Below are 19,197 nucleotides of genomic sequence, written 5' to 3'. Positions count from 1 at the left end.
GTATGAAGGATGGAGACGGGTGCGATCGACCACGTTACGACGTGGCCGGTTGTTGAAAGTTGCTTTGAGCCTCAGGAGGCTCCGGGGACGTAGCGGGCCGTGCGGATCCGGCTGGCCAGTCCGAGGCGTTTGAGCAGGCGCACGTGCTGCCAGGTCAGATCGAACTCGAACCAGCGCAAACCGTGGCGAGCACTCGCCGGATGGGCGTGGTGGTTGTTGTGCCAACCCTCACCGAAGGAGAGCAGTGCCACCCACCAGCAGTTGCGGGAGAGGTCAGGGCAATCGAAATTGCGGTAGCCGAAGGCGTGGGTGGCGGAGTTCACCAGCCAAGTCACGTGGTACACGACCACGAGGCGCAGAGGAATGGCCCACAGAACCAGGCCAAGGCCACCGCCGTGAACCTGGGCGGCTTCACCGAACCAGTAGAGCCCAAGGCCCAGGGGGATCTGCAGCAGCAGGAACCAGCGGTCGAGCCAGCGGTAGAAGGGGTCGCACTGCAGGTCGCCGGCGTAGCGGTCGAGTTCCTTCAGGGCCGGGATGTCGTGCAGCATCCATTCGCTGTGGGCCCACCACAGGCCACGGCCAGCGTCGTGGTGATCCGTGGGCTGATCCGAAAAACGGTGGTGATGGCGGTGCAGACCCACCCATTCGATCGGGCCGCTCTGGCAGGCCAGGGTGCCCATCAGCACCAGGATGCGCTCAACCCACACCGGCACCACAAGGCTGCGGTGCGCCACCAGACGGTGCAGGCCCAGAGTGACGCCCAACACCGTCATCCAATAGAGAACGCCGAAGGCCACAACGCCCTGCCAGCTCCAGAAGCGCGGCAGCAGCGCAACGGTGGCGAGCACGTGCATCACCAGCATGAAGCTGGTGGTTCCCATCTTGAATTTGCGCTGACGTGCGGGCAAGGGGTCGCGCGGTGCCATCACCGCGGCCCGCTGCCGAAGCTCGCGGGTGTCAGCTGTTTGCGAGGAAACCAAGCGGATTCTCCTTGGATTGACAAAGCCGCTCAGACAGGAAAACCAGGGAGCGGATGGTGCCGTTAGTGACAGAAATCTAAAGGAGTTGCCGCATCGCAGCGGCCTCCCCGGGTGTGAAGTCTCGCGTTGGCCAGGGTTTAGGAAGGCATTACATCCGTCAGGCAAGTGGTGATCAGTGCGTTTGCGGAGGATCTGATCAACGCGGTGGCGCGGGAGCAGGCCGACCTGGCTGCAGCGAGGACGGCGGCGGTGGAGCAACGCCTGCAGCGCGTGTTGGAGGCCCTGGCGGCGGAGCGCGTTGGAACCCAGCACTTTGCGTCGCTCACCGGTTACGGCCACGGGGATCAGGGCCGTGAGGTGGTGGATCGGGTCTTTGCCCGGGTGCTGGGGGCCGAAGCCGCCGCGGTGCGCCTGCAATTCGTCAGCGGCACCCACGCCATCGCCGCTGCACTGTTTGGCGTGTTGCGGCCCGGGGATCGTCTGCTTTCGATCACGGGTCGTCCCTACGACACCCTTGAGGAGGTGATCGGTCTGCGCGGCAAGGGCCAGGGTTCCCTGGCGGAATTCGGGGTTGCCTACGACGAAATCGAGCTGCAGCCGGATGGGGCGGTGGATGAGGCGGCCTTGAACCAGGCCCTGGAGCAGCCCTGCCGGATGGTGCTGATCCAGCGCAGCTGCGGCTACAGCTGGCGTCCGTCGGTCACGGTTGAGCAGATCGCCGGGCTGTGTGAGCGCATCCATGCCCGCCAGCCCGACTGCGTTGTCTTCGTCGACAACTGTTACGGCGAGTTGGTGCAGGAGCAGGAACCGACGGCGGTTGGGGCGGATCTGATCGCTGGATCGTTGATCAAGAACCTTGGCGGCACCATCGCCCCCACCGGCGGCTACATCGCTGGACGGGCCGATCTGGTGGAGCAGGCCTGCTGCCGGCTCACGGCGCCGGGCATCGGCAGTGAGGGCGGCACGGGATTTGACCTGCAGCGGCTGGTGCTGCAGGGGCTGTTCCTGGCACCGCAGATGGTGTCGGAGGCCTTGATTGGTGCCGATCTGGTGGCGGGGGTGTTTGAGCGGCTGGGCTTCCCCGTCAATCCAGCGCCCGGGGCCGTGCGCAGCGATTTGATTCAGGCGGTGCGGCTGGGCAGTCCCGATGCCCTCAAGGTGGTGTGCCGTGCCTTCCAGGCGATGTCGCCGATCGGGGCCTACCTCGATCCAGTGCCGGCCTCGATGCCGGGCTATGCCTCGGATCTGGTGATGGCTGGTGGAACCTTCATCGACGGCTCCACCAGTGAATTTTCGGCCGATGCGCCGCTGCGGGAACCGTTCAACCTTTATGTGCAGGGCGGCACCCATCGCGCACACATTCGCCTGGCCCTCTCCCGTGCGTTGTGTGACCTCAATGCGGCAGGACTGATCAATCTCCCGCAGACTGGGATCACCTGAAACTGCCTCGATGGCGTTCGCGTTCCCCGACTCTTTTCGCTTCGCCGACAGCCACGAGTACGCCAATGCCGATGGCGAGCTGGTGCGGGTGGGCATCAGTGCCTTCGCTGTGGATCAGCTGGGCGACATCGTGTTCGTGGATCTGCCGGATGTGGGCGCCAGCCTGGCGAAGGGCACCAGCTTCGGCTCGGTGGAGTCGGTGAAGGCCGTGGAAGACATGTATGCACCGATTGCCGGTGAGGTGGTGCAACGCAATGAAGCGGTGCTGGCCAGTCCGGAGGAACTGCAGAACGACCCCCACGGTGAGGGCTGGCTGCTGGTGCTGCGTCCGTCGGACCCCTCCGAGCTCGACAGCCTGATGACCGCCGAGGCCTACGGCGCCAAGGTCAACGCCGGCTGACATCAACGCCGGCTGTCATCAGCGCCGGAGCTGCGCTCTTACGATCGACCGGCGGGCTGTGCATTCGACGTTGACTTCTCCTTTTGCGCAGCGGCACATCGGCCCGAGTGAGGCGGAACAGCTCCGCATGCTCAATGCCTTGGGCTACAGCGATCTGCAGGAGTTCATCGCTGATGTCGTGCCCGCCGACATCCTTGATCCCAAGCCGCCGGTTGAGGCCTTGCCCGAGGGGTGCGGGGAGGCCGAGGCGCTCCAGCATCTGAAGCAGTTGAGTGAAACCAACACGCTGCATCGCTCCCTGATCGGGCTGGGTTACTACGGCACGGCAACCCCGGCCCTGATCCAGCGCCACGTTTTTGAGAATCCGGCCTGGTACACCGCCTATACCCCCTACCAGGCGGAAATCGCCCAGGGTCGTCTGGAGGCCCTGCTCAATTTCCAAACCCTGATCAGTGAGCTCACGGGCTTGCCGATCGCCAACGCGTCGCTGCTCGATGAAGCCACCGCCGCCGCCGAGGCGATGAGCCTCAGCTTCGGGGTGTGCCGTCGCCCTGAGGCGACACGGTTCCTGGTGGACGCCAATGTGCTGCCTCAGACCTGGGCGGTGCTGCAGACCCGTGCCGAACCCCTCGGCATCAGCCTTGAGCGGGTCAACCCGGCCACGGCGCCGATCGATGCGTCGGTGTTTGGTGTTCTGCTGCAGTTGCCCGGTGCCGATGGATGCCTCTGGGATCCAACCGCCGTGATCGAAGCGGCCCATGCCGCCGGTGCCTTGGTCACCGTGGCCATCGATCCCCTGGCGCAGACCCTGATGGCGCCCGTGGGATCCCTCGGGGCCGACATTGCTGTGGGCAGCGCCCAACGCCTGGGGGTGCCGATGGGATTCGGTGGTCCTCACGCCGCCTTCTTCGCCACCGTTGAGGCCTACAAGCGCCAGATCCCGGGCCGTCTTGTGGGGCAGTCCAAGGATGCGGAAGGCCGTTCGGCCCTGCGCTTGGCGCTGCAAACCCGTGAGCAGCACATCCGTCGCGACAAGGCCACCAGCAACATCTGCACGGCCCAGGTGCTGCTGGCCGTGATGGCCTCCTTTTATGCGGTGCACCATGGCCCTGATGGTCTGCAGGCCATCGCCCTTCGCATTGCTGGCCTGCGCAGCCAGTTGGAGCGGGGCCTGCGGGTCCTTGGATATCCGCTGGAGCTGGCCGACCGCTTCGACACCGTCACCGTGCACTGTGCGTCGGCACCGGCTGTGCACCGCGCTGCAGCAGCGGCTGGTTTCAACCTGCGGGTGCTGCCGGATGGTGCAGCGCCGGCGGACGCCACAGGATTCGGCATCAGTCTTGATGAGCTCTCGGATCAACAGGAGCTGCAAGCCCTGTTCGCTCTGTTGGCCGAGGCCTGCGGTCAGGCCACCCCGCAGCTTGAGGCTGAACAGCCCCCGTCCCTTTCCCTGCCGCAGCGCGGCCAGGCCTGGCTGCGCCAGCCGGTTTTTCACAAGTACCGCAGCGAATCGGAGTTGCTGCGCTACATCCAGCGGTTGGTGAGCCGTGATCTCTCGCTGGTGCACGGGATGATCCCGTTGGGCAGCTGCACCATGAAGCTCAACGCCGCCGCTGAGCTGCAGCCGGTGAGCTGGCCTGCGTTTGCGGCCTTGCATCCCTTTGCCCCAGCCGATCAGTCCCAGGGCTATCGCCATTTGGCCGACGATCTGGAGCAATGGCTTGCCGCCCTGACGGGCTTTGCCGCAGTGTCGTTGCAGCCCAATGCCGGTTCCCAGGGGGAATACGCCGGGCTGCTGGTGATTCGCGCCTGGCACCGCTCCCGCGGTGAAGCCCATCGCGACATCTGTCTGATCCCCACCAGCGCCCATGGCACCAACCCCGCCAGTGCCGTGATGGCCGGCCTCAAGGTGGTGGCTGTCGCCTGTGATGACGAGGGCAACATCGATCAGCAGGATCTGGCGGCGAAGGCGGCCGAGCACGCCGACCGGCTGGCGGCGCTGATGGTCACATACCCCTCCACCCACGGCGTGTTTGAAACCGGTATCCGTGAGATTTGCTCGGTGGTGCATCGGAACGGCGGGCAGGTGTACCTCGATGGGGCCAACCTCAATGCCCAGGTGGGGCTGTGCCGTCCTGGTGCTTTCGGTGCCGATGTCTGTCACCTCAACTTGCACAAGACCTTCTGCATCCCCCATGGGGGCGGTGGCCCAGGCGTGGGGCCCATTGGTGTGGCGGCGCATCTGGCGCCCTTCCTGCCGGGGCACCCTTTGCAGGCTGGCGCTGCATCGGCCATCGGTCCGGTGTCCGCAGCTGCGCTCGGCAGCGCCAGCATCCTGCCGATCAGCTGGATGTACCTGCGGATGATGGGGGCGGAGGCCCTACGCCAGGCCAGTGCTGTGGCGCTGTTGTCGGCCAACTACCTCGCCCATCGGCTTGATGCCTCGTACCCCGTGCTGTTTCGCGGCAGCACCGGCCGGGTGGCCCATGAATGCATCCTTGACCTGCGTCCGCTCAAACGTGATGCGGGGATCGATGTGGATGACATCGCCAAGCGTTTGATGGACTACGGCTTCCATGCGCCCACCGTCAGCTGGCCGGTGGCTGGCACGGTGATGGTGGAGCCCACCGAAAGCGAAAGCCTGGCGGAGTTGGATCGTTTTGCCGATGCCCTGGTGGCGATCCGCGAGGAGATTCGCGCCATTGAAACCGGCACCAGCGACCCTCAGAACAACCCGCTCAAGCGTGCTCCCCACACCCTGGCGGCCGTCACAGCGGATGACTGGGATCGTCCCTACAGCCGTCAGCAGGCCGCCTTCCCGATGGAGGGGCAGCAGGAGAGCAAGGTTTGGCCCGCTGTGGCACGGATTGATAACGCCTTTGGTGATCGCAACCTGGTGTGCACCTGTCCTTCGGTGGAAGCGGTGGCTGTGGCGGCTTGAAGCCCTGGTGCAAGGGGTTCAGAGCGTGTAAATTTTCACTGAAAGTGGAAAAATTGGTTTGATTCCGTTCATCGCCCTTGCGAGTTCGGTCAAACTGTTCGACAACTGATTCGTCTGTCGGGGGACACCATGGATCGGGACAACAACAAGAAATCTGCGCTCAGCAGCGTTGAAGGGCCTGCCCTTCCTCAACTTCCTGAGGGTCTGGAATCAGCCTTCAATCGTGGCCATACCTTGTCAATTGAAGGAACCAATGTGATTCGGGTTCCCTTTGGTACGCGCCGTTCCCGTCGCAGCCGCCCCGAGCGGCCCGATCACTGGGCCACCCTGGTGATTCCTTTTCAACCGGTGGGCGATCCCACTCCACCGCCGGCAGCGGCCTGAGTTCAGGCCACGCCGATCTCTGATTCTTCCTGGGCCAGACGCCAGTCCAGCAGGGCTTTGACGTCGGCCAATGAGCAGGTTGGTGTGCGGAAGGGCAGCAAACGCATCGGGCTGCGTTCCGGCCTCACCAGCCAGCTCCGGTTGGTTTGAGGCATCAAAAGAAAGCCGCGGTACCGAACCGAGGCCTCCTGGCCGTTCATGAATCCCATCGCTCTAGGGATTGTTTGGAAGTGACCCCGTCATTTCAGGGCACAAGATCTGGTGTCGCGCACTTGCACCAGATCTTTTCCGGATTGCTTCACGCCAGGGCAAACAGCAGCACATCGGCACGTTCACCGAGGCCGATCAGCTCGCTTTGTGTCGCTGCGTCTTGGATCAGGCCCACCCCATCGCCCCGCCGCAGCGCCTGCTTGGGGGAGCCTTCACGGTTGAGCGTCAGCTCCCCATCAATCACCTGAAGCCAGAGCCATCGCTCCTTGGCGGCGGGCAATGGCAATTGCTGTTGGCATAGCGGTTGGGCACGCCAGAGGCGCACGGGACGTTCGATGGCCATCGCATCGCCGGTGGCGTTGGGCTCAATCAGGGGCGTCCAGCCCTCGCCGATGGCGAAGGGTTTCTGCTCGTAGGCGGGCTGGATGCCCAGCTGTGCTGGCTCAATCCAGATCTGTAGCAGCCTGCAGGGCGCGCCGGTCTGGTTGATTTCGCTGTGAACGATGCCGCTGCCGGCACTCATCCGTTGCACCTCGCCGGCATGCAGCACCGCGCTGTTGCCCATCGAGTCGGCATGGCTCAGGGCCCCCTCCACCATCACCGTGATGATTTCCATGTCCCGGTGGGGGTGCATGCCGAACCCCTGGCCTGCCGCAATGGTGTCGTCGTTGATCACCCGCAGGGGGCCGAAGCCCATCCAGTTCGGATCCTGATGGCTGCCGAAGCTGAAGCTGTGCCAGGAATCGAGCCAGTCCAGCTGGCTGTGGAAGCGCTGGTCTGCGGGTCGCAGGATCACGGTTGACGTGGTGGCGTGTTGACCTGTTGGCGGTGCCATCCGGGACATCGAGGTGTTCAGAGTTGCAGGGGTTGCATCTGCAGAAGCCGCTGCACCAGGTCGTTGATGCTGTCGTCCTGGGCTGGTTTGGCGTGGTTGCTCAGCAGCTGACGCCCCACCACCTGGGCCCCGAGGTGGGTGAGCTGGATGCGCAGGGATACCAGCAGTTCCATGCCGCCACCGCCGGAGAAGGTGGCCATGGCGATTGGCCGCCCGTTGAACAGGGATCGGAAGTCGTCGTCGGTCACCGAGAGCCAGGCAATGGCATTGGTGAGCGACGGCGGAATCGAGCCGTTGTATTCCGGGGCGCAGATCACCCAGCGTGGGGTTGCGTGCAGCTGGTCGTGCAGGGTCGCCAGGTCAGGGCCCGCCCCTGCTGCCTGGACCCGTGGCGTGAACAGGGGCAGGTTGAGCTGCGTGAGATCGATCAGTTCGGCGCTGGCGTTCTGAGCTGCGGCGGCCTGCACGAAGCGTTCCGCCAGCTTGCGGTTCTCGCCATTGCTCGCCGTCAGAACGATGAGATCAGAGGGCATGGCGACGAAGGCTCTTGATGGAATCGTGCAAGGGCATCAGGCCGTTTTCAATTCGGCTTCGCGGTAAGGAACAAAGCTGGCTTTGCGGGCGCCGCAGATCGGGCAGTGCCAATCGTCGGGAATCGCCTCGAACGGGGTGCCTGGGGCGATGCCGGAATCAGGATCCCCTTCGGCGGGGTCGTAGATCATCGAGCACACCTTGCAGATCCACTGGCCCGGGATCGGTTGATCGGCCTGGCCTGCGGTGCCCTTGCCTTGCAGGGCCTCGAGGGCAACGCCATAGGTTTCGGCGTGATGCTGCTCGATCGGGGTCAGCAGGCCGAAGTTCTTGGCGGCGGTGCGGAACAGGCCCGCATGCTCCTTGGATTCGCTGCTTTGCTCGGCGAATTCCGCTGCGGCTCCGCTGTCCCGGTCCTGCCGGGCCTGGGCGGCGAACTCCGGATACATCGTTGTGTACTCGTAGGTTTCGCCTTCAATCGCCAGCTCCAGGCAGCGGCTCAGGATGGCCTGCTTCTCCTCGTTGCTGAGCTGCTCGGGATCGTTCACCACCAACTCAGGGAGCAGCAGGCGGAAGTGGGCGAAGGCGTGTTCCGTTTCCTGTGCTGCGGTATCTCGAAACAACTTGGCCAGGTCCTTGTGGCCCAGCTGTTTGGCCACCTCTGAAAAGAACAGGTATTTGCGGTTGGCCATGCTCTCGCCACCGAAAGCAGCCTCGAGATTGGCGTGGGTGGAAGGCTTGGAAAGGTCCATCGATGGCGCCGGGGATCGTTCCATCAGCCTAGCCCTAACTCATAGTGAGTATGAGTTAGCAGGAAGTTCGGTTTGCCGGCTCAGGCTGTTCGCTCAGTAGTTGGCGCCGCTGCGGCGTTGGTGCACCGCGGTGCTGCCCTCCGCATCCAGCACCCCGCCGTGATCCACTTCGGCATAGATCAGCCAGTGGTCGCCGCATTCCATCCGCTGGCTCACCTTGCCGTCCAGCCAGGCCAGAGCATCCGGCAACAAGGGCTGTTCGGCGGGGCTGGTGTCCAGCTCGAGGCCTGCAAAGCGATCGGCACCGGGTTCGAACGGTTGCAGGAACTGCTTCATCAGGGCGGTTTCGCGGCCTTCGGCCAGCACGTTCAAGGCGAAGCGATCGCCCTTGTGCAGCAGCGCTTCCACGGCACGGTCCTTGGCCACGGCCACGGTGATGCCGGGGGGATTGAAGCTGGCCTGGCTCACCCAGCTGGCCACCATGGCGCCGCTCAGCTCCGCTTTGCGGGTGGTGAGCACACAGAGGGAGCCGATCACACGGCCCAGGGCCAGCACCGCTGGATCGCTGCGGCTTTCGCTCAAGCCCCCCGCACTGCGCCGTTGCGCCCGTTTCTGGCTTTGCAGCAGCTGGCGGGCGAAACGGGTGCCGGTTTCCTCCAGCTCCTTCACCCGGGCGGCATCCGGACTGAACTTCACCCGGATCGGCTCGAAGCCAAAGCTGAAGCCGCCATCCCGCAGCTTCGTTTCCAGCAGGTCCACCGCCTCGCCGCTCCAGCCGAAGCTGCCGAACACCCCCACGGGCTTGCTGCGATCCCCCTCCGCCAAAAGGGTTCCCAGGGCCGAGACGATCGGTGTGGGGGCATGGCCCCCCAGGGTGGGTGAGCCGATCAACACGGCGTCGGCCTGCTTGATCGTGCTCACCAGTTCATCGGCGGGAGTGAATTCGCAGTTCAAGCTGTTCACCCGGATGCCGGTGCGGCTGACCCCGCGGGCCAGGGCATCGGCAATGGCTGCGGTGTTGCCGTAGGCGCTGGCAAACAGCAACGCCACCGTCAGGCTGGCGTTCTGCTGGCCTTCGCCCCAGCGGCGGTAGTCATTCAGCAGGCTGCGCCAACTGGCTTCGATGGCCGGGCCATGGCCCGGCGCAATGGTGCGGATGTCGAGTTCTTCGAGCCGTTCCACCAGGGCATCCACCTGACGGGCCATGGGGGCCATCAGGCAGTCGTAGAAGTGCCGGCGTTCTTCTTCGGTGCTGCTGCGGTTGCTTTCGGCCCAGCTGTCCGTGCAGAGGTGGGCACTGAAGAACTTGTCGCTCATCAGCAGGCCCAGGCTTTCCTCGAAGGCCAGCAATCCGCCGGGCCAGCGGGGGGTTGGGGCCGGCAGCAGCATCAAGCTGCGCTGATGGCTGAGCAGAAGCGTCTGCTCCTGGCGGATCACCCGTAGGGGCGGCAGATCGGGCAGTGGCGGTTGCTCGCTTGTCTCACCGGGAGGAGCCGGCTTGCGCTGGCTCCACAGCTCTTCGATCAGTTTGGCGCCGGGGTTGGAGACGATCAGTTCCAGGCCGGCATAGGCCTCCGCCAGATCCCGCAGCAGGGCAACGCGGTTGGGGTTGACGTGGCCCACCACCACCAGCAGTGGTGCGTCGCTGCTGGGCAGGGCTTCGGCAAGCACCGGTAAAAAGGCCGCGCTGTAGGCCACCCCCGGGGGATGGACCAGCACAGCAGGGGCACCATCACCGGCCTCGAACAAAACACTGTTGGCGGTGCTGCCCCGCTCCAGGGCGTATTCCAGTTCGAAACGGTGCCGTTGAGGACTCAGACCGCGCAGACCAACGACCCCATCGTCGATCGGCAGCTGGATCGTGCGACGCGTGGTTGCGGTGCTGGTCACGCTCATCAGTAGTGGTTCCCCACTTTGCGGTGGTGCACCGCCGTGCTGGCCTCGGCATCGGCCACATTGCCCTGCTCCACCACGGCATAGATGATCCAGTGATCGGGGCCCTCCATCCGTTGCTCCACTCGGCAGCCCAGAAATGCCAGGGCATCGGCGAGCACCGGGCCGCCATCAGCGGTTCCCTCCAGCACGTTCACCCCAGCGAAACGATCGGCACCAGGGGGGAAGCGCTTGAGGAAATGGCGCATCAGTTGTTGATGATTGTCCTGCCGTAGAACGTTCAGCACGAAGCGGTCGCCGACCTGCATCAGGGCTTCGATCGCACGGTCTTTGGCGACGGCGATGGTGAGGCCCGGTGGGGTGAAGCTGGCCTGGCTCACCCAGCTGGCCACCATGGCGCTGCGGCGTTGCGATTCGCCCTCTCCCTGGCTGGCGGTCACCACATAAAGGCCACCGCTGATGCGACCCAGGGCCTTGTCGAGGTCGCCATCCAGGCTTTTCATCGCCGCGATCGTCTTTTCTTTGGTCAGCAGCTGGCCGAGGTCGGTGCCCGACTCCTCACAGCGTTGGTAGTCGCTGCCCTGGGGCAGCTGTTTGATCCGCAATGGGCTGAAGGCTGGCTTCTGCCCCTGGCTGCGTAGTTGATCGGCGACGGCGTCGATGGGTTCATCGTTGCCGCCGAAGGCGTCGTAAACCCCCACCAGTTGTTTGGGATGCAGGGCCGCCAGCAGGGTTCCGATCGAGGCCTGGAGATCCGGTTCCGGTTCCGCGGGCCAGGTCGGCACTACAACAGCCTTGGCATCCCCCACCAGGGCGGTGAGTTCCTGGGGATCGGTGGCCCGCAGGTCCACCAGCTGCACCTGAGCATCCGCCTTGCCGATGCCGTGGGCAATGGCCTGGCTGATCCGATCGGAGAAGCCGTACTGGCTCAGGTAACAAACGGCGGCATAGCTCTCGCCTTTGCTGCGCTGGCCGCTCCACTCGCGGTAGTCGCTGATCCAGTGGCTGAGGTGATGCCGCAACAGCGGTCCGTGGCCCACCGCGATGGTGTTGATCTCCGGCAGGCCATCCATGCGCTTGAGGGCCTGCAGCACGCTGCGGGCATTCGGGCCCATCAGGCAGTCGTAATAGAAGCGGAAATCAGGGGCGATGGCGCCGGGGTCGGCGTCGAAGACGTCGTCAGAGCAGTAATGCAGACCAAAGGCATCGCAGGTGTAGAGGATGCCGGTGCCGTGATCGAAGGAAAAGATCGTGTCCGGCCAGTGCAGGTTCGGAGCACTGAGGAATTCGAAGCGGTGCTGGATGCCGCTCTCGGGGTTGGTGCCGAGATCCAATTCCTCGCCCGACTTCACAGCACGAGATTTGAACGGCCTGTGCACCTGGTCCTTGAGGAACTGCAGGGCCACCTTCGATCCCACGATTTCGATCTCAGGATTGAGATCGATCAGGTCACCGATCAATCCGGAGTGGTCGGGTTCGGTGTGGCTCACTATCAACACATCGATCGCAGTTGGATCGATCTGCTGCTTGAGCAGGGGGATCCAGGTGTCGCGGAACTTGGCGTGGCTGGTGTCGATCAGGGCGGTGCGTTCCCCCCGCACCAGGAAGGCGTTGTAGGTGGTGCCGTTGCGCAGGCCGAATTCAATGTCGAAGCGGCTGCGGTCCCAGTCGAGGGAGCGGATCGTGGTGGTGTCGGCGGCGATGGCCTCGCACTGCAGCGACAGCTTCGGAGCAGCGGGAGCAACGACCATGAAACCGACCGTGACGGTACTCGACTCTACGGAGATTCAGCGGAGCAAAGCGGCGGAGACTGGTATCAACTGCACCCTTGTGATGGCGTCATCGACGCTGCGACGCAGCATTGGACCCGGGATCCTCTTGGCCGGTGCTTGCATTGGTGGATCCCACTTGATGTCGTCCACCACGGCGGGAGCCCGATTCGGCTTTGCGCTGGTGGGCCTGATCTTGCTCACCAATCTGATCAAGTACCCGTTCCTGCGCGTGGGCACCCGCTTCACAGCGGCCACCGGACTGTCGCTGCTGGAGGGTTTCCAGAAATGCAATCCCCTCTACCTGCCGCTGTACCTGGTGGTGAGCCTGGTCACCGGCACCTTTACCATCGCGGCGGTGAGTTTTGTGGCGGGGCTGCTGCTCACCAATATCCCTCTGCTGGCGGGGCTCGACCCCTACGGACTGTCCATTGCCGTGCTGGTGGTGAGTGGCTTGGTGTTGCTGCTGGGGCATTACCGGGCGCTCGACCGTCTCTCCAAGCTGTTGGTGGTGCTGCTCACCCTGCTCACGGGGGTGGCGGCTGCATCACTGCTGATCCGCGGCCCCGTCGGTGATGTGGCAGCCAGTTGGGTCAGCACGGATCCCAGCCCCTGGACCCTGGCCAACCTGGCCTTCCTGATTCCCCTGATGGGCTGGATGCCCGGACCGGTGGAGATGTGCGTGTGGCCATCGTTGTGGATGTTCTCCCGGGCGCGCGACACCGAGCACACCGCGACGCCGAAGGAGGCCGAGTTCGATTTCAACCTCGGCTATGGCGTCACCGTGGTGACGGCGATGTTCTTCGTGATCCTGGGCGCCTACACGATGTACGGCAGCGGTGACGGAATGCTCGCCGGCAGTGGCGTGTCCTTCGCCCAGAAGCTGATCAAGCTCTACACCGCCGCCATGGGTGGTTGGGCGGCCTGGGTGATCATCCCGGCGGCCTTTTCCGCCATGTTCAGCACCACCCTCACCTGCCTTGATGCCTACCCCCGCAGCATTGCGGCGATCCAGGGGTTGCTGCGTCATCACGACAGCGGGGATTCAGCGCCGGGGCCCATGCAGCGTCGCTTCGACATCTGGGTGATCGTGCATTTCCTGGCCGCTGTGCTGGCGCTAGTGGTGGCCAAGAGCGGCGGAATCGGCGTGAAGGATTTCGTCTTCGGGGCGATGACCGGCAGCTTCCTCACCGCTCCTCTGTTCGCCTGGATGGCGATGGACACGATCAACAGCAGCCTGGTGCCGGCTGAGCACCGCTATGGCCGCTTGACCCGGGCTTTCTGCTGGTTCGGTCTGCTGTTTTTCAGTGGCTTCAGCCTGCTGTTCATCGGTCGCTTCTTCCTTGGCCTCGGTGGCTGATTTCGCCCTTGCTTCAACAAAAAACCCCTGCCGTGGGCAGGGGCTGGGCTTCCGTTCTTCTTGTCTTGGTGTGTTGGGCTTGTCCAGCACAAGGCTTAGTGCTCAGGTTCTGATTCAGGACTTGATCAGCTCTCCACCTTCACCGAAACGCTGGTGTGTTCCACCGCTTTGCCGGCGTTGATTTCAAGAATGCCGTCCCGATAGCTGGCCATGAGCTGGTCGCGATCGAGGCTCTGGGGGAAACGGAAGCTGCGGCTCCAGGTGCCGCTGCGGAATTCGCTCAGCAGCGGTGCGTTGCTGTCGTCGCTGCCTGTGGCTGGGCGTTCAGCGCTGATCACCAGGTTGCGATCGGTGGCCTTGACGTCGATGGAGTCGCGGTCCACCCCGGGTAGTTCCAGTTGCACGGTGTAGCTGGTCTCGGTTTCGCGGATTTCGGCGTTGGGAACGCGCTCAGCGGTGGCCAGTTGCTGCTCGAGACGCTCGAACAGATCAAAGGGGGATTGGCGCAGGGTCAGCATGATGGTGGCTCCGAAGAATGAACATCTGCGGACTGGGTTGATCGCCCGCCATCACAATCTGCGCCGCTTGGATGAGAACCAGAAGCGTGAGAACCGTCCTTTTTGATTCGGTCTGTACCACCAGGTTCGGCTGGCACCACAGGGATGGTGTTGAAACCGAATCTCCTTAAAGCCACCACCAGTCGCTGAAGCAGGCCGCCTGGCCGCAGATCCGCTCTTCTGCATCCCAGAGGGTCCAGATCCGGGCCTTGTTGATCATGAATCGCCGCCCTTTGCGGCTGATGCGAATGCCGCGATAGTTCTGAACGGCATCGAGGCGTTTGGCCTGGCCCAGGGCGCTGCTGCGTTCCGCCCGTTCGCTGTCCGGGGCGGTGAGCCGTGAGGGCATGCCAATCAGCCCATCCCAGTGGCTGTCCCACAGCTGCAGGGCCGCAGCGTTGGCGTAACTGAGTGAGGGATCCTGCTCAGTGCCGTGAGCCAGCACCGGAAAGCCGCAGGCAAACAGGTTCTGGCAAAGCAGCCGCTTCGGCTGGCCCGGTTGTGCGGAGGCGATCAGCGGCCTGCTGAAGGCCCTTTGATGCGATTGCAGCAGCACTGCGGCGAGCCTTTGTTTGTCGGCGGTGAGCCAGGCGGCTTCACGGGCCATGGCTCTGCTCCGCGTCAGCTGCCGGCTGCCATGGCCTGCAGCATCGCCTTCTGGGCACTGGCCTGGCCATGGGCCTTGAGGTTGTTCAGGAAGGTGCTGCGCGCATCGGCGAAGCGTGGGTCTTCGGCCAGCGGCAGCTCTCCGGCGGCATCGAGGCCCGTGTCGCCCTCCATGGCTGGGGTGATCACCACCAGGTCGCCATCGAGGCTGCGGTTGTAGCGCCACCACAGGGCCGGGTCCTGCACCGCCGCATGGGGCGGCAGCGGTGTTGCTTCTTCAGATGTGCTGGCTTTGTTCTCCTCCTTGGCTGCCGCCGCCCGCTCGGCCAGGGCCTTGCGCCGGTGTTCCGCCAGGTCCTCAAGCAGCCGAGCCCGGTTGCGGCCCCGCAGTTGGAACAGCACGAAGGGGTCTTCACTGAAGCGATCCCCCATCAGGAAATACACCGCGCTGATGTGTTTGCAGGGGTTGGCTTTGTCGGGGCAGCTGCACTCGCTGCGCACCTCCTGCAACTTGAACGGGAACAGGCGTTTGCCGCTGGCGGCAAACGCCCGTTCGATGTCGGAGGGCATGATTCCCGCCAGCAGCTGGGCCGACCAGCGGGCTTTCTGGGTCAGCGCTTCCAGCACATAGCCCCAGTCCTCATCGTTGAGCACATCCAGCCAGAGCTTCACCTTGTAGGGCGCTTCATCGGTGCCCTGGACGCGGGCATGCACGCGGCGGCCTTCGAAGCGGATCGAGGTCACATGGCCTTCGCGGGCGTAGCCCCAGGCCCGCTCCAACCGTTTCTTGAAGCGGTAGCCGTTGATCAGCTCCATCCACTGCTCGACCCACCAGGGCTGTTGGCCCAGGCCGTCGTCGCCGATGGCGGTGATGCCGTTGTTGCTGCCGTTGCTGAGGGTCATGGTCAGGTGTCCTCCAAGGCGACGAGATCGCGCAATTGATCGCCACCGAGGCTTCCCAGCCAATCCTCGCCGGAGCCGATCACATCCTCAGCCAGGCGTGATTTCTCACGGATCATGCGATCGATCTTTTCCTCCACCGAGCCGCTGGTGATGAATTTGTGCACCATCACCCGGTTGGTCTGGCCGATCCGATAGGCCCGGTCGGTGGCCTGGTTCTCCACAGCCGGGTTCCACCAGCGGTCGATGTGGAACACGTGGCTGGCCCGGGTGAGGTTGAGGCCTACACCACCAGCTTTCAACGAGAGCAGGAACAGCTGCGGACCGCGGGGATCCTCCTGGAAGCGATCCACCATTGCCTGGCGCTCGCTCTTGCGGGTGCCGCCGTGCAGGAAGGGAACTTCCGATTTCCAGCGCTGCTGCATCCAGGCCTGCAGCAGATGCCCCCATTCGGCGAACTGCGTGAACAGCAGGGCCCGATCGCCCGCTTCGATCACCTCATCGAGGATTTCCTCAAGCCGCTGCAGCTTGGCCGAACGGCCCAGGAAGCCATCGTCCACGGCCCCTTCGCTCAGGGCCAGGGCGGGATGGTTGCAGATCTGTTTAAGCCGGGTGAGCAGGGCCAGCACCTGCCCGTGGCGCTGCCCGCGCGGTGCCCGTGCAATGGCATCGAGGGTGTCTTCCACGGTCTTGCTGTACAGGGATTTCTGCTCCTTGCTCAGCCCCACCCATTCGCTCAGCTCCACTTTCTCCGGCAGGTCGGAAATGATCGTTTTGTCGGTTTTCAGCCGGCGCAGGATGAACGGACCCACGCGGCCTTTGAGGTCCCGCAGGGACGACATGTCCCCATACCGTTCGATCGGCATCCGGTAGCGCTGGCGGAAGAAGTCCTCTTCCCCCAGCACCTTGGGGTTGAGGAAGTCCATCAAGGCCCACAGTTCGCTCACCCGGTTCTCCACGGGGGTGCCGGTGAGGGCAATGCGGAAGCGGTTGCTCTTGCTGCGGCCGGGTCGGGCCAGATCCCGGGCGGCCTGGCTCTGTTTGGCGCCGGGGTTCTTGATCGCCTGGGCTTCGTCAATCACCACCCCCTGCCAGTCCTGGGTTTCCAGCAGTTCGCTGTCCCGCTGCAGCAGTCCGTAGCTGGTCAGCACCAGATCCACCTCCTTCAACGCTTTTTTGAGTTCTGCGGGTGTGGAGGGGCGGCGGGGGCCGTAGTGCTCGGTGACCTTCAACTCCGGAGTGAACGATTCCGCCTCCCGTCGCCAGTTGGTAAGAACCGAGGTGGGGGCCACCAGCAGCACTGGGCGCTTCAGTTCCTGCTCCGCTTTGAGGTGCTGCAGAAACGCCAGCAGCTGAATGGTTTTGCCCAGGCCCATGTCGTCAGCTAGGCAGGCCCCCTGGTCGAAGCGGTGCAGGAAGGCGAGCCAGCCGAGGCCCCGCTCCTGATAGGGCCGCAGCTGCCCGCTGAATCCCTCGGGAGCCGGCAGGGGGTCGGGCGCCTTCTGCTGGTGGTATTGCTCCAGCACCGATTGGAGCCTTGGGCCGGCGTCGAAGCGGTGCACCGGCATCCGCATCAGCAGTTCCCCTTCCGTTCCCGTCAGCCGCAGCGCGTCGTCGAGGCTCAGTTCCGGTTTCGCGCCACAGAAGCGTTCGGCGTTCTTGAGGTCGTTGGGCCGCAGTTCGATCCAGGCCCCCTTGTGGCGCACCAGGGGGCTGCGCTTGCCGCTCAGACGCTCCAGTTCCCGCAGGGTGAGCGTCACCCCGCCGATCATCAGATCCCACTCCCAGTCAAGACATTCGCCCAGGGTGAAGCCGCGGGACCGCTCTGGAAGTTCGGCCTTGATCGACAGGCCTAGCCGGCTGGCCAGGCCGCCGGAGAGGCTGGGCGGCAGCTCCACCCCCACACCTGCATCCCGCAGCTGGCGGGCAGCCGTGCGAACCAGCACGAAGGCTTCGGCCGGGGTCAGCTGCATCGTGTCCGGCGTCGCGCTCTCCAGCCCCCGTTCGATCGGTGGGAACACCGTCAGGGCGCGTCCGAGGCCTTCCAGCAGCACTTCGCCCGGTTGATCCACCTGGATCTCCCCCAGTTGCAGCATCTCAGCGCCGGAGGCCCAGGCTGCGGCGGCCGGGAGCTTCAGGCTGGGGTCGGCTTCCGCCTGCAGCCCGAAGCGCAGCTCCCAGAGATCCTCCCCATCCGTTGGGGTGTGCAGTTCAAGGCAGGTGCGGGCCGCAGCAAAACCGCCGGCGATGCCTTCCCTCCAGTGATGGCTGGCGGTGGCCAGGCGTTCAGCCTCTTCATCACCGATCTCGATCACCCCGGTCTCCGACCCCAGGGCCTCCTGCCAGAGGGTCAGCAGGGGATCGAGTCCATCAGTGGATGGTTCAAAGTCCTTGCGCAGCTGCGCGTCCACCAGGTCTTCCAGCAGCGTCGCCACCCGCAGGCGTCCGCTGCGGGGCCGGCAGCTGGCCACAGGGTTGGCGGCACGCATGGCCTCCGGTCGCAACCGGGTGGTGCGGTTGCTGCGGCGCCCCAGGGGTTCACGCCAGGGCAAGGCGCAGGTGGCCACCAGGGGCAGGCTGGCCGCTAGATCCTCCAGTCGGCGCCGGTCTTCTTCCCGGTTGAGCAGCGGCACCCAGCGGGCCCGATGCGGATAGCCCTCGCCTTTGCTGAGCTCCATCTGGGGAATCCAGCGGCCCCGGGCCACCAGGCTCAGGGCCCAGCGCTGCAGATGGCTCCACCAGCGCAGTTCGTCAGCCAGGTCTGGATTGGTGCCGGAGAGGGGCAATCGGGACAGCCACTCCGTGGCCGCTGATGGTTCCACCGCGAGCCCTTGCACCTGCCAGGGCCACCATTCGGTTTGCTTGGGGATTGGTTCGCCGGCCTGCATTGGTAGCCCGGTCCAGCCCGGTGGTTCCGGTGTTGGCTCCTCTTTTTTGCTGCGGCTTTTGCGCGGCTTCACCGTGCGGCTCGGCAGGGTGAGACAGGCCGTGGCATCAATGCAGCCGCCCGGCAAAAGGTCGCGTTCGCTCAGCCAGGCCCTGAGGTTGTCGTGGCTGAGGGTGAAGGGGTGCAGCGCGGGGGTGAGGCCGGGGCCTTCCGGTGTGGCCACCCGCCAGGTGTCAGCCCAAACGAGCAGTGCCGGTTGACCGGAACTGCTTGAGGTGCGGATGGCGGGAAGCCAGGTGGCGTGCAGCAGGCTCATGGCCGCGACGCGGGCAGGAAGCGGAGGGTGCCGTGGAGCAGGAGAGCACTGCCGATCAACGGCAGCCAGGCCTGAAGTAGCTCCAGTAGTAATGATGCCAGGCCATCGACCTGCCAGTTGTCAAGGGGTAGGGGCATGCCGAGGCTGCGCAACCCGCAGACCGCCCCCACCAGACCCGCCTGCAAATGCCCGTCATCAGGGTCCACCCGTTGCAGGTGGAAGGCCAGCAGGCCGTAAAAGAGGCCACAACCGCCCGAACGCACCGCAGCTTCCAGACCCCAGGGCAAGCTCAGCAGCCCGGCGCTGATCCCGGCAGCCAGCGCCCAACCGATCGACTGCAGCCGCAGTCGCTGGCGAATCTCGGGATCACTGGGTGGAACGGCCACGGGCGCCGGCGGTTCAAAGGCGATCATGACGGCAGGATCCCCCTTTC

Annotated in this window: 17 protein-coding genes; 5 read left to right on the top strand and 12 right to left on the bottom strand. The window is 64.6% G+C overall.

All coding sequences use genetic code 11. The features are described 5' to 3' along the window. Nucleotides 1-71 precede the first annotated feature (71 nt). Nucleotides 72-929, bottom strand: coding sequence for a fatty acid desaturase (locus DXY33_RS00695; RefSeq protein WP_244275790.1), 858 nt, complete (start codon nucleotides 927-929; stop codon nucleotides 72-74). 222 nt (nucleotides 930-1,151) lie between these two features. Here DXY33_RS00695 and DXY33_RS00690 point away from each other — a divergent pair, with 222 nt between their 5' ends. The 4 genes from DXY33_RS00690 to DXY33_RS00675 all read left to right on the top strand — a co-directional run bounded on the left by DXY33_RS00690 (nucleotide 1,152) and on the right by DXY33_RS00675 (nucleotide 6,148). Next, nucleotides 1,152-2,423 (top strand): methionine gamma-lyase family protein, encoded by a 1,272-nt coding sequence (locus DXY33_RS00690; RefSeq protein ID WP_244275830.1) that lies wholly within the window; start codon nucleotides 1,152-1,154, stop codon nucleotides 2,421-2,423. Between the two features lie 10 nt (nucleotides 2,424-2,433). Continuing rightward, nucleotides 2,434-2,823: a glycine cleavage system protein GcvH gene (gene gcvH / locus DXY33_RS00685; RefSeq protein WP_115081278.1), complete on the top strand. Its 390-nt coding sequence runs from the start codon at nucleotides 2,434-2,436 to the stop codon at nucleotides 2,821-2,823. A 70-nt stretch (nucleotides 2,824-2,893) separates the two neighbouring features. Next, the gene (gene gcvP / locus DXY33_RS00680; RefSeq protein WP_115131324.1) at nucleotides 2,894-5,764 is read left to right on the top strand and encodes an aminomethyl-transferring glycine dehydrogenase; all 2,871 of its coding nucleotides are present in this window, start codon (nucleotides 2,894-2,896) and stop codon (nucleotides 5,762-5,764) included. Nucleotides 5,765-5,893: 129 nt separating this feature from the next. Further along, a complete protein-coding gene (locus DXY33_RS00675) occupies nucleotides 5,894-6,148 on the top strand; it encodes a hypothetical protein (RefSeq protein WP_011365460.1) in 255 nt (84 codons plus the stop codon). Nucleotides 6,149-6,150: 2 nt separating this feature from the next. Here DXY33_RS00675 and DXY33_RS00670 read toward each other — a convergent pair whose 3' ends face one another. The 6 genes from DXY33_RS00670 to DXY33_RS00645 all read right to left on the bottom strand — a co-directional run bounded on the left by DXY33_RS00670 (nucleotide 6,151) and on the right by DXY33_RS00645 (nucleotide 12,120). Then, entirely contained in the window at nucleotides 6,151-6,357 is a 207-nt protein-coding gene (locus DXY33_RS00670; RefSeq protein WP_011365459.1) for a hypothetical protein, read from the bottom strand. A gap of 89 nt (nucleotides 6,358-6,446) precedes the next feature. Then, on the bottom strand, nucleotides 6,447-7,202 hold the full coding sequence (locus DXY33_RS00665) for a pirin-like bicupin family protein (protein WP_115131323.1): 756 nt from the start codon (nucleotides 7,200-7,202) through the stop codon (nucleotides 6,447-6,449). 8 nt (nucleotides 7,203-7,210) lie between these two features. Further along, nucleotides 7,211-7,726 carry an NADPH-dependent FMN reductase gene (locus DXY33_RS00660; RefSeq protein WP_115131322.1) on the bottom strand — a complete coding sequence of 172 codons (516 nt, stop codon included), beginning with the start codon at nucleotides 7,724-7,726 and terminating at the stop codon, nucleotides 7,211-7,213. Between the two features lie 36 nt (nucleotides 7,727-7,762). Beyond that, nucleotides 7,763-8,476: a rubrerythrin family protein gene (locus DXY33_RS12895; RefSeq protein WP_115131321.1), complete on the bottom strand. Its 714-nt coding sequence runs from the start codon at nucleotides 8,474-8,476 to the stop codon at nucleotides 7,763-7,765. A gap of 93 nt (nucleotides 8,477-8,569) precedes the next feature. Further along, the gene (locus DXY33_RS00650) at nucleotides 8,570-10,372 is read right to left on the bottom strand and encodes a diflavin flavoprotein (RefSeq protein ID WP_115131320.1); all 1,803 of its coding nucleotides are present in this window, start codon (nucleotides 10,370-10,372) and stop codon (nucleotides 8,570-8,572) included. Next, nucleotides 10,372-12,120, bottom strand: a complete 1,749-nt coding sequence (locus tag DXY33_RS00645; protein WP_115131319.1) for a diflavin flavoprotein — start codon at nucleotides 12,118-12,120, stop codon at nucleotides 10,372-10,374. Before DXY33_RS00645 ends, DXY33_RS00650 begins: the two co-directional genes overlap by 1 nt. Nucleotides 12,121-12,202: 82 nt before the next feature. On the opposite strand from DXY33_RS00645, the gene DXY33_RS00640 reads away from it, so the two are divergent. After that, nucleotides 12,203-13,498 (top strand): NRAMP family divalent metal transporter, encoded by a 1,296-nt coding sequence (locus DXY33_RS00640; protein ID WP_115131637.1) that lies wholly within the window; start codon nucleotides 12,203-12,205, stop codon nucleotides 13,496-13,498. A 125-nt stretch (nucleotides 13,499-13,623) separates the two neighbouring features. On the opposite strand, the gene DXY33_RS00635 is transcribed toward DXY33_RS00640, so the two are convergent. From DXY33_RS00635 to DXY33_RS00615, 5 genes are all read right to left on the bottom strand, one after another. Continuing rightward, nucleotides 13,624-14,016, bottom strand: coding sequence for an Hsp20/alpha crystallin family protein (locus DXY33_RS00635; protein ID WP_115131318.1), 393 nt, complete (start codon nucleotides 14,014-14,016; stop codon nucleotides 13,624-13,626). Between the two features lie 166 nt (nucleotides 14,017-14,182). Next, nucleotides 14,183-14,662 (bottom strand): MEKHLA domain-containing protein, encoded by a 480-nt coding sequence (locus DXY33_RS00630; protein ID WP_115131317.1) that lies wholly within the window; start codon nucleotides 14,660-14,662, stop codon nucleotides 14,183-14,185. A 14-nt stretch (nucleotides 14,663-14,676) separates the two neighbouring features. Continuing rightward, nucleotides 14,677-15,564, bottom strand: coding sequence for an SWIM zinc finger family protein (locus DXY33_RS00625; protein WP_115131316.1), 888 nt, complete (start codon nucleotides 15,562-15,564; stop codon nucleotides 14,677-14,679). Nucleotides 15,565-15,566: 2 nt separating this feature from the next. Further along, a complete protein-coding gene (locus DXY33_RS00620) occupies nucleotides 15,567-18,764 on the bottom strand; it encodes a DEAD/DEAH box helicase (RefSeq protein WP_115131315.1) in 3,198 nt (1,065 codons plus the stop codon). Beyond that, complete coding sequence (locus DXY33_RS00615) at nucleotides 18,761-19,177, bottom strand: hypothetical protein (protein WP_114987758.1); 417 nt, start codon at nucleotides 19,175-19,177, stop codon at nucleotides 18,761-18,763. Before DXY33_RS00615 ends, DXY33_RS00620 begins: the two co-directional genes overlap by 4 nt. Nucleotides 19,178-19,197 lie beyond the last annotated feature (20 nt).

Source organism: Synechococcus sp. N26 (assembly GCF_900473975.1).
Lineage (GTDB): Bacteria > Cyanobacteriota > Cyanobacteriia > PCC-6307 > Cyanobiaceae > Parasynechococcus.
Note: the sequence above shows the minus strand (reverse complement) of the source record. Positions and strands in the feature narration are given on the sequence as shown.

What these genes read in the sequence shown, in the direction of transcription:
- DXY33_RS00695 (WP_244275790.1), bottom strand. Translation starts at nt 929, where the DNA reads ATGGCACCGCGCGACCCCTTGCCCGCACGTCAGCGCAAATTCAAGATG.
- gcvH (WP_115081278.1), top strand. Translation starts at nt 2,434, where the DNA reads ATGGCGTTCGCGTTCCCCGACTCTTTTCGCTTCGCCGACAGCCACGAG.
- DXY33_RS00675 (WP_011365460.1), top strand. Translation starts at nt 5,894, where the DNA reads ATGGATCGGGACAACAACAAGAAATCTGCGCTCAGCAGCGTTGAAGGG.
- DXY33_RS00670 (WP_011365459.1), bottom strand. Translation starts at nt 6,357, where the DNA reads ATGGGATTCATGAACGGCCAGGAGGCCTCGGTTCGGTACCGCGGCTTT.
- DXY33_RS00665 (WP_115131323.1), bottom strand. Translation starts at nt 7,202, where the DNA reads ATGTCCCGGATGGCACCGCCAACAGGTCAACACGCCACCACGTCAACC.
- DXY33_RS00660 (WP_115131322.1), bottom strand. Translation starts at nt 7,726, where the DNA reads ATGCCCTCTGATCTCATCGTTCTGACGGCGAGCAATGGCGAGAACCGC.
- DXY33_RS12895 (WP_115131321.1), bottom strand. Translation starts at nt 8,476, where the DNA reads ATGGACCTTTCCAAGCCTTCCACCCACGCCAATCTCGAGGCTGCTTTC.
- DXY33_RS00650 (WP_115131320.1), bottom strand. Translation starts at nt 10,372, where the DNA reads ATGAGCGTGACCAGCACCGCAACCACGCGTCGCACGATCCAGCTGCCG.
- DXY33_RS00645 (WP_115131319.1), bottom strand. Translation starts at nt 12,120, where the DNA reads ATGGTCGTTGCTCCCGCTGCTCCGAAGCTGTCGCTGCAGTGCGAGGCC.
- DXY33_RS00640 (WP_115131637.1), top strand. Translation starts at nt 12,203, where the DNA reads ATGGCGTCATCGACGCTGCGACGCAGCATTGGACCCGGGATCCTCTTG.
- DXY33_RS00635 (WP_115131318.1), bottom strand. Translation starts at nt 14,016, where the DNA reads ATGCTGACCCTGCGCCAATCCCCCTTTGATCTGTTCGAGCGTCTCGAG.
- DXY33_RS00630 (WP_115131317.1), bottom strand. Translation starts at nt 14,662, where the DNA reads ATGGCCCGTGAAGCCGCCTGGCTCACCGCCGACAAACAAAGGCTCGCC.
- DXY33_RS00625 (WP_115131316.1), bottom strand. Translation starts at nt 15,564, where the DNA reads ATGACCCTCAGCAACGGCAGCAACAACGGCATCACCGCCATCGGCGAC.
- DXY33_RS00620 (WP_115131315.1), bottom strand. Translation starts at nt 18,764, where the DNA reads ATGAGCCTGCTGCACGCCACCTGGCTTCCCGCCATCCGCACCTCAAGC.
- DXY33_RS00615 (WP_114987758.1), bottom strand. Translation starts at nt 19,177, where the DNA reads ATGATCGCCTTTGAACCGCCGGCGCCCGTGGCCGTTCCACCCAGTGAT.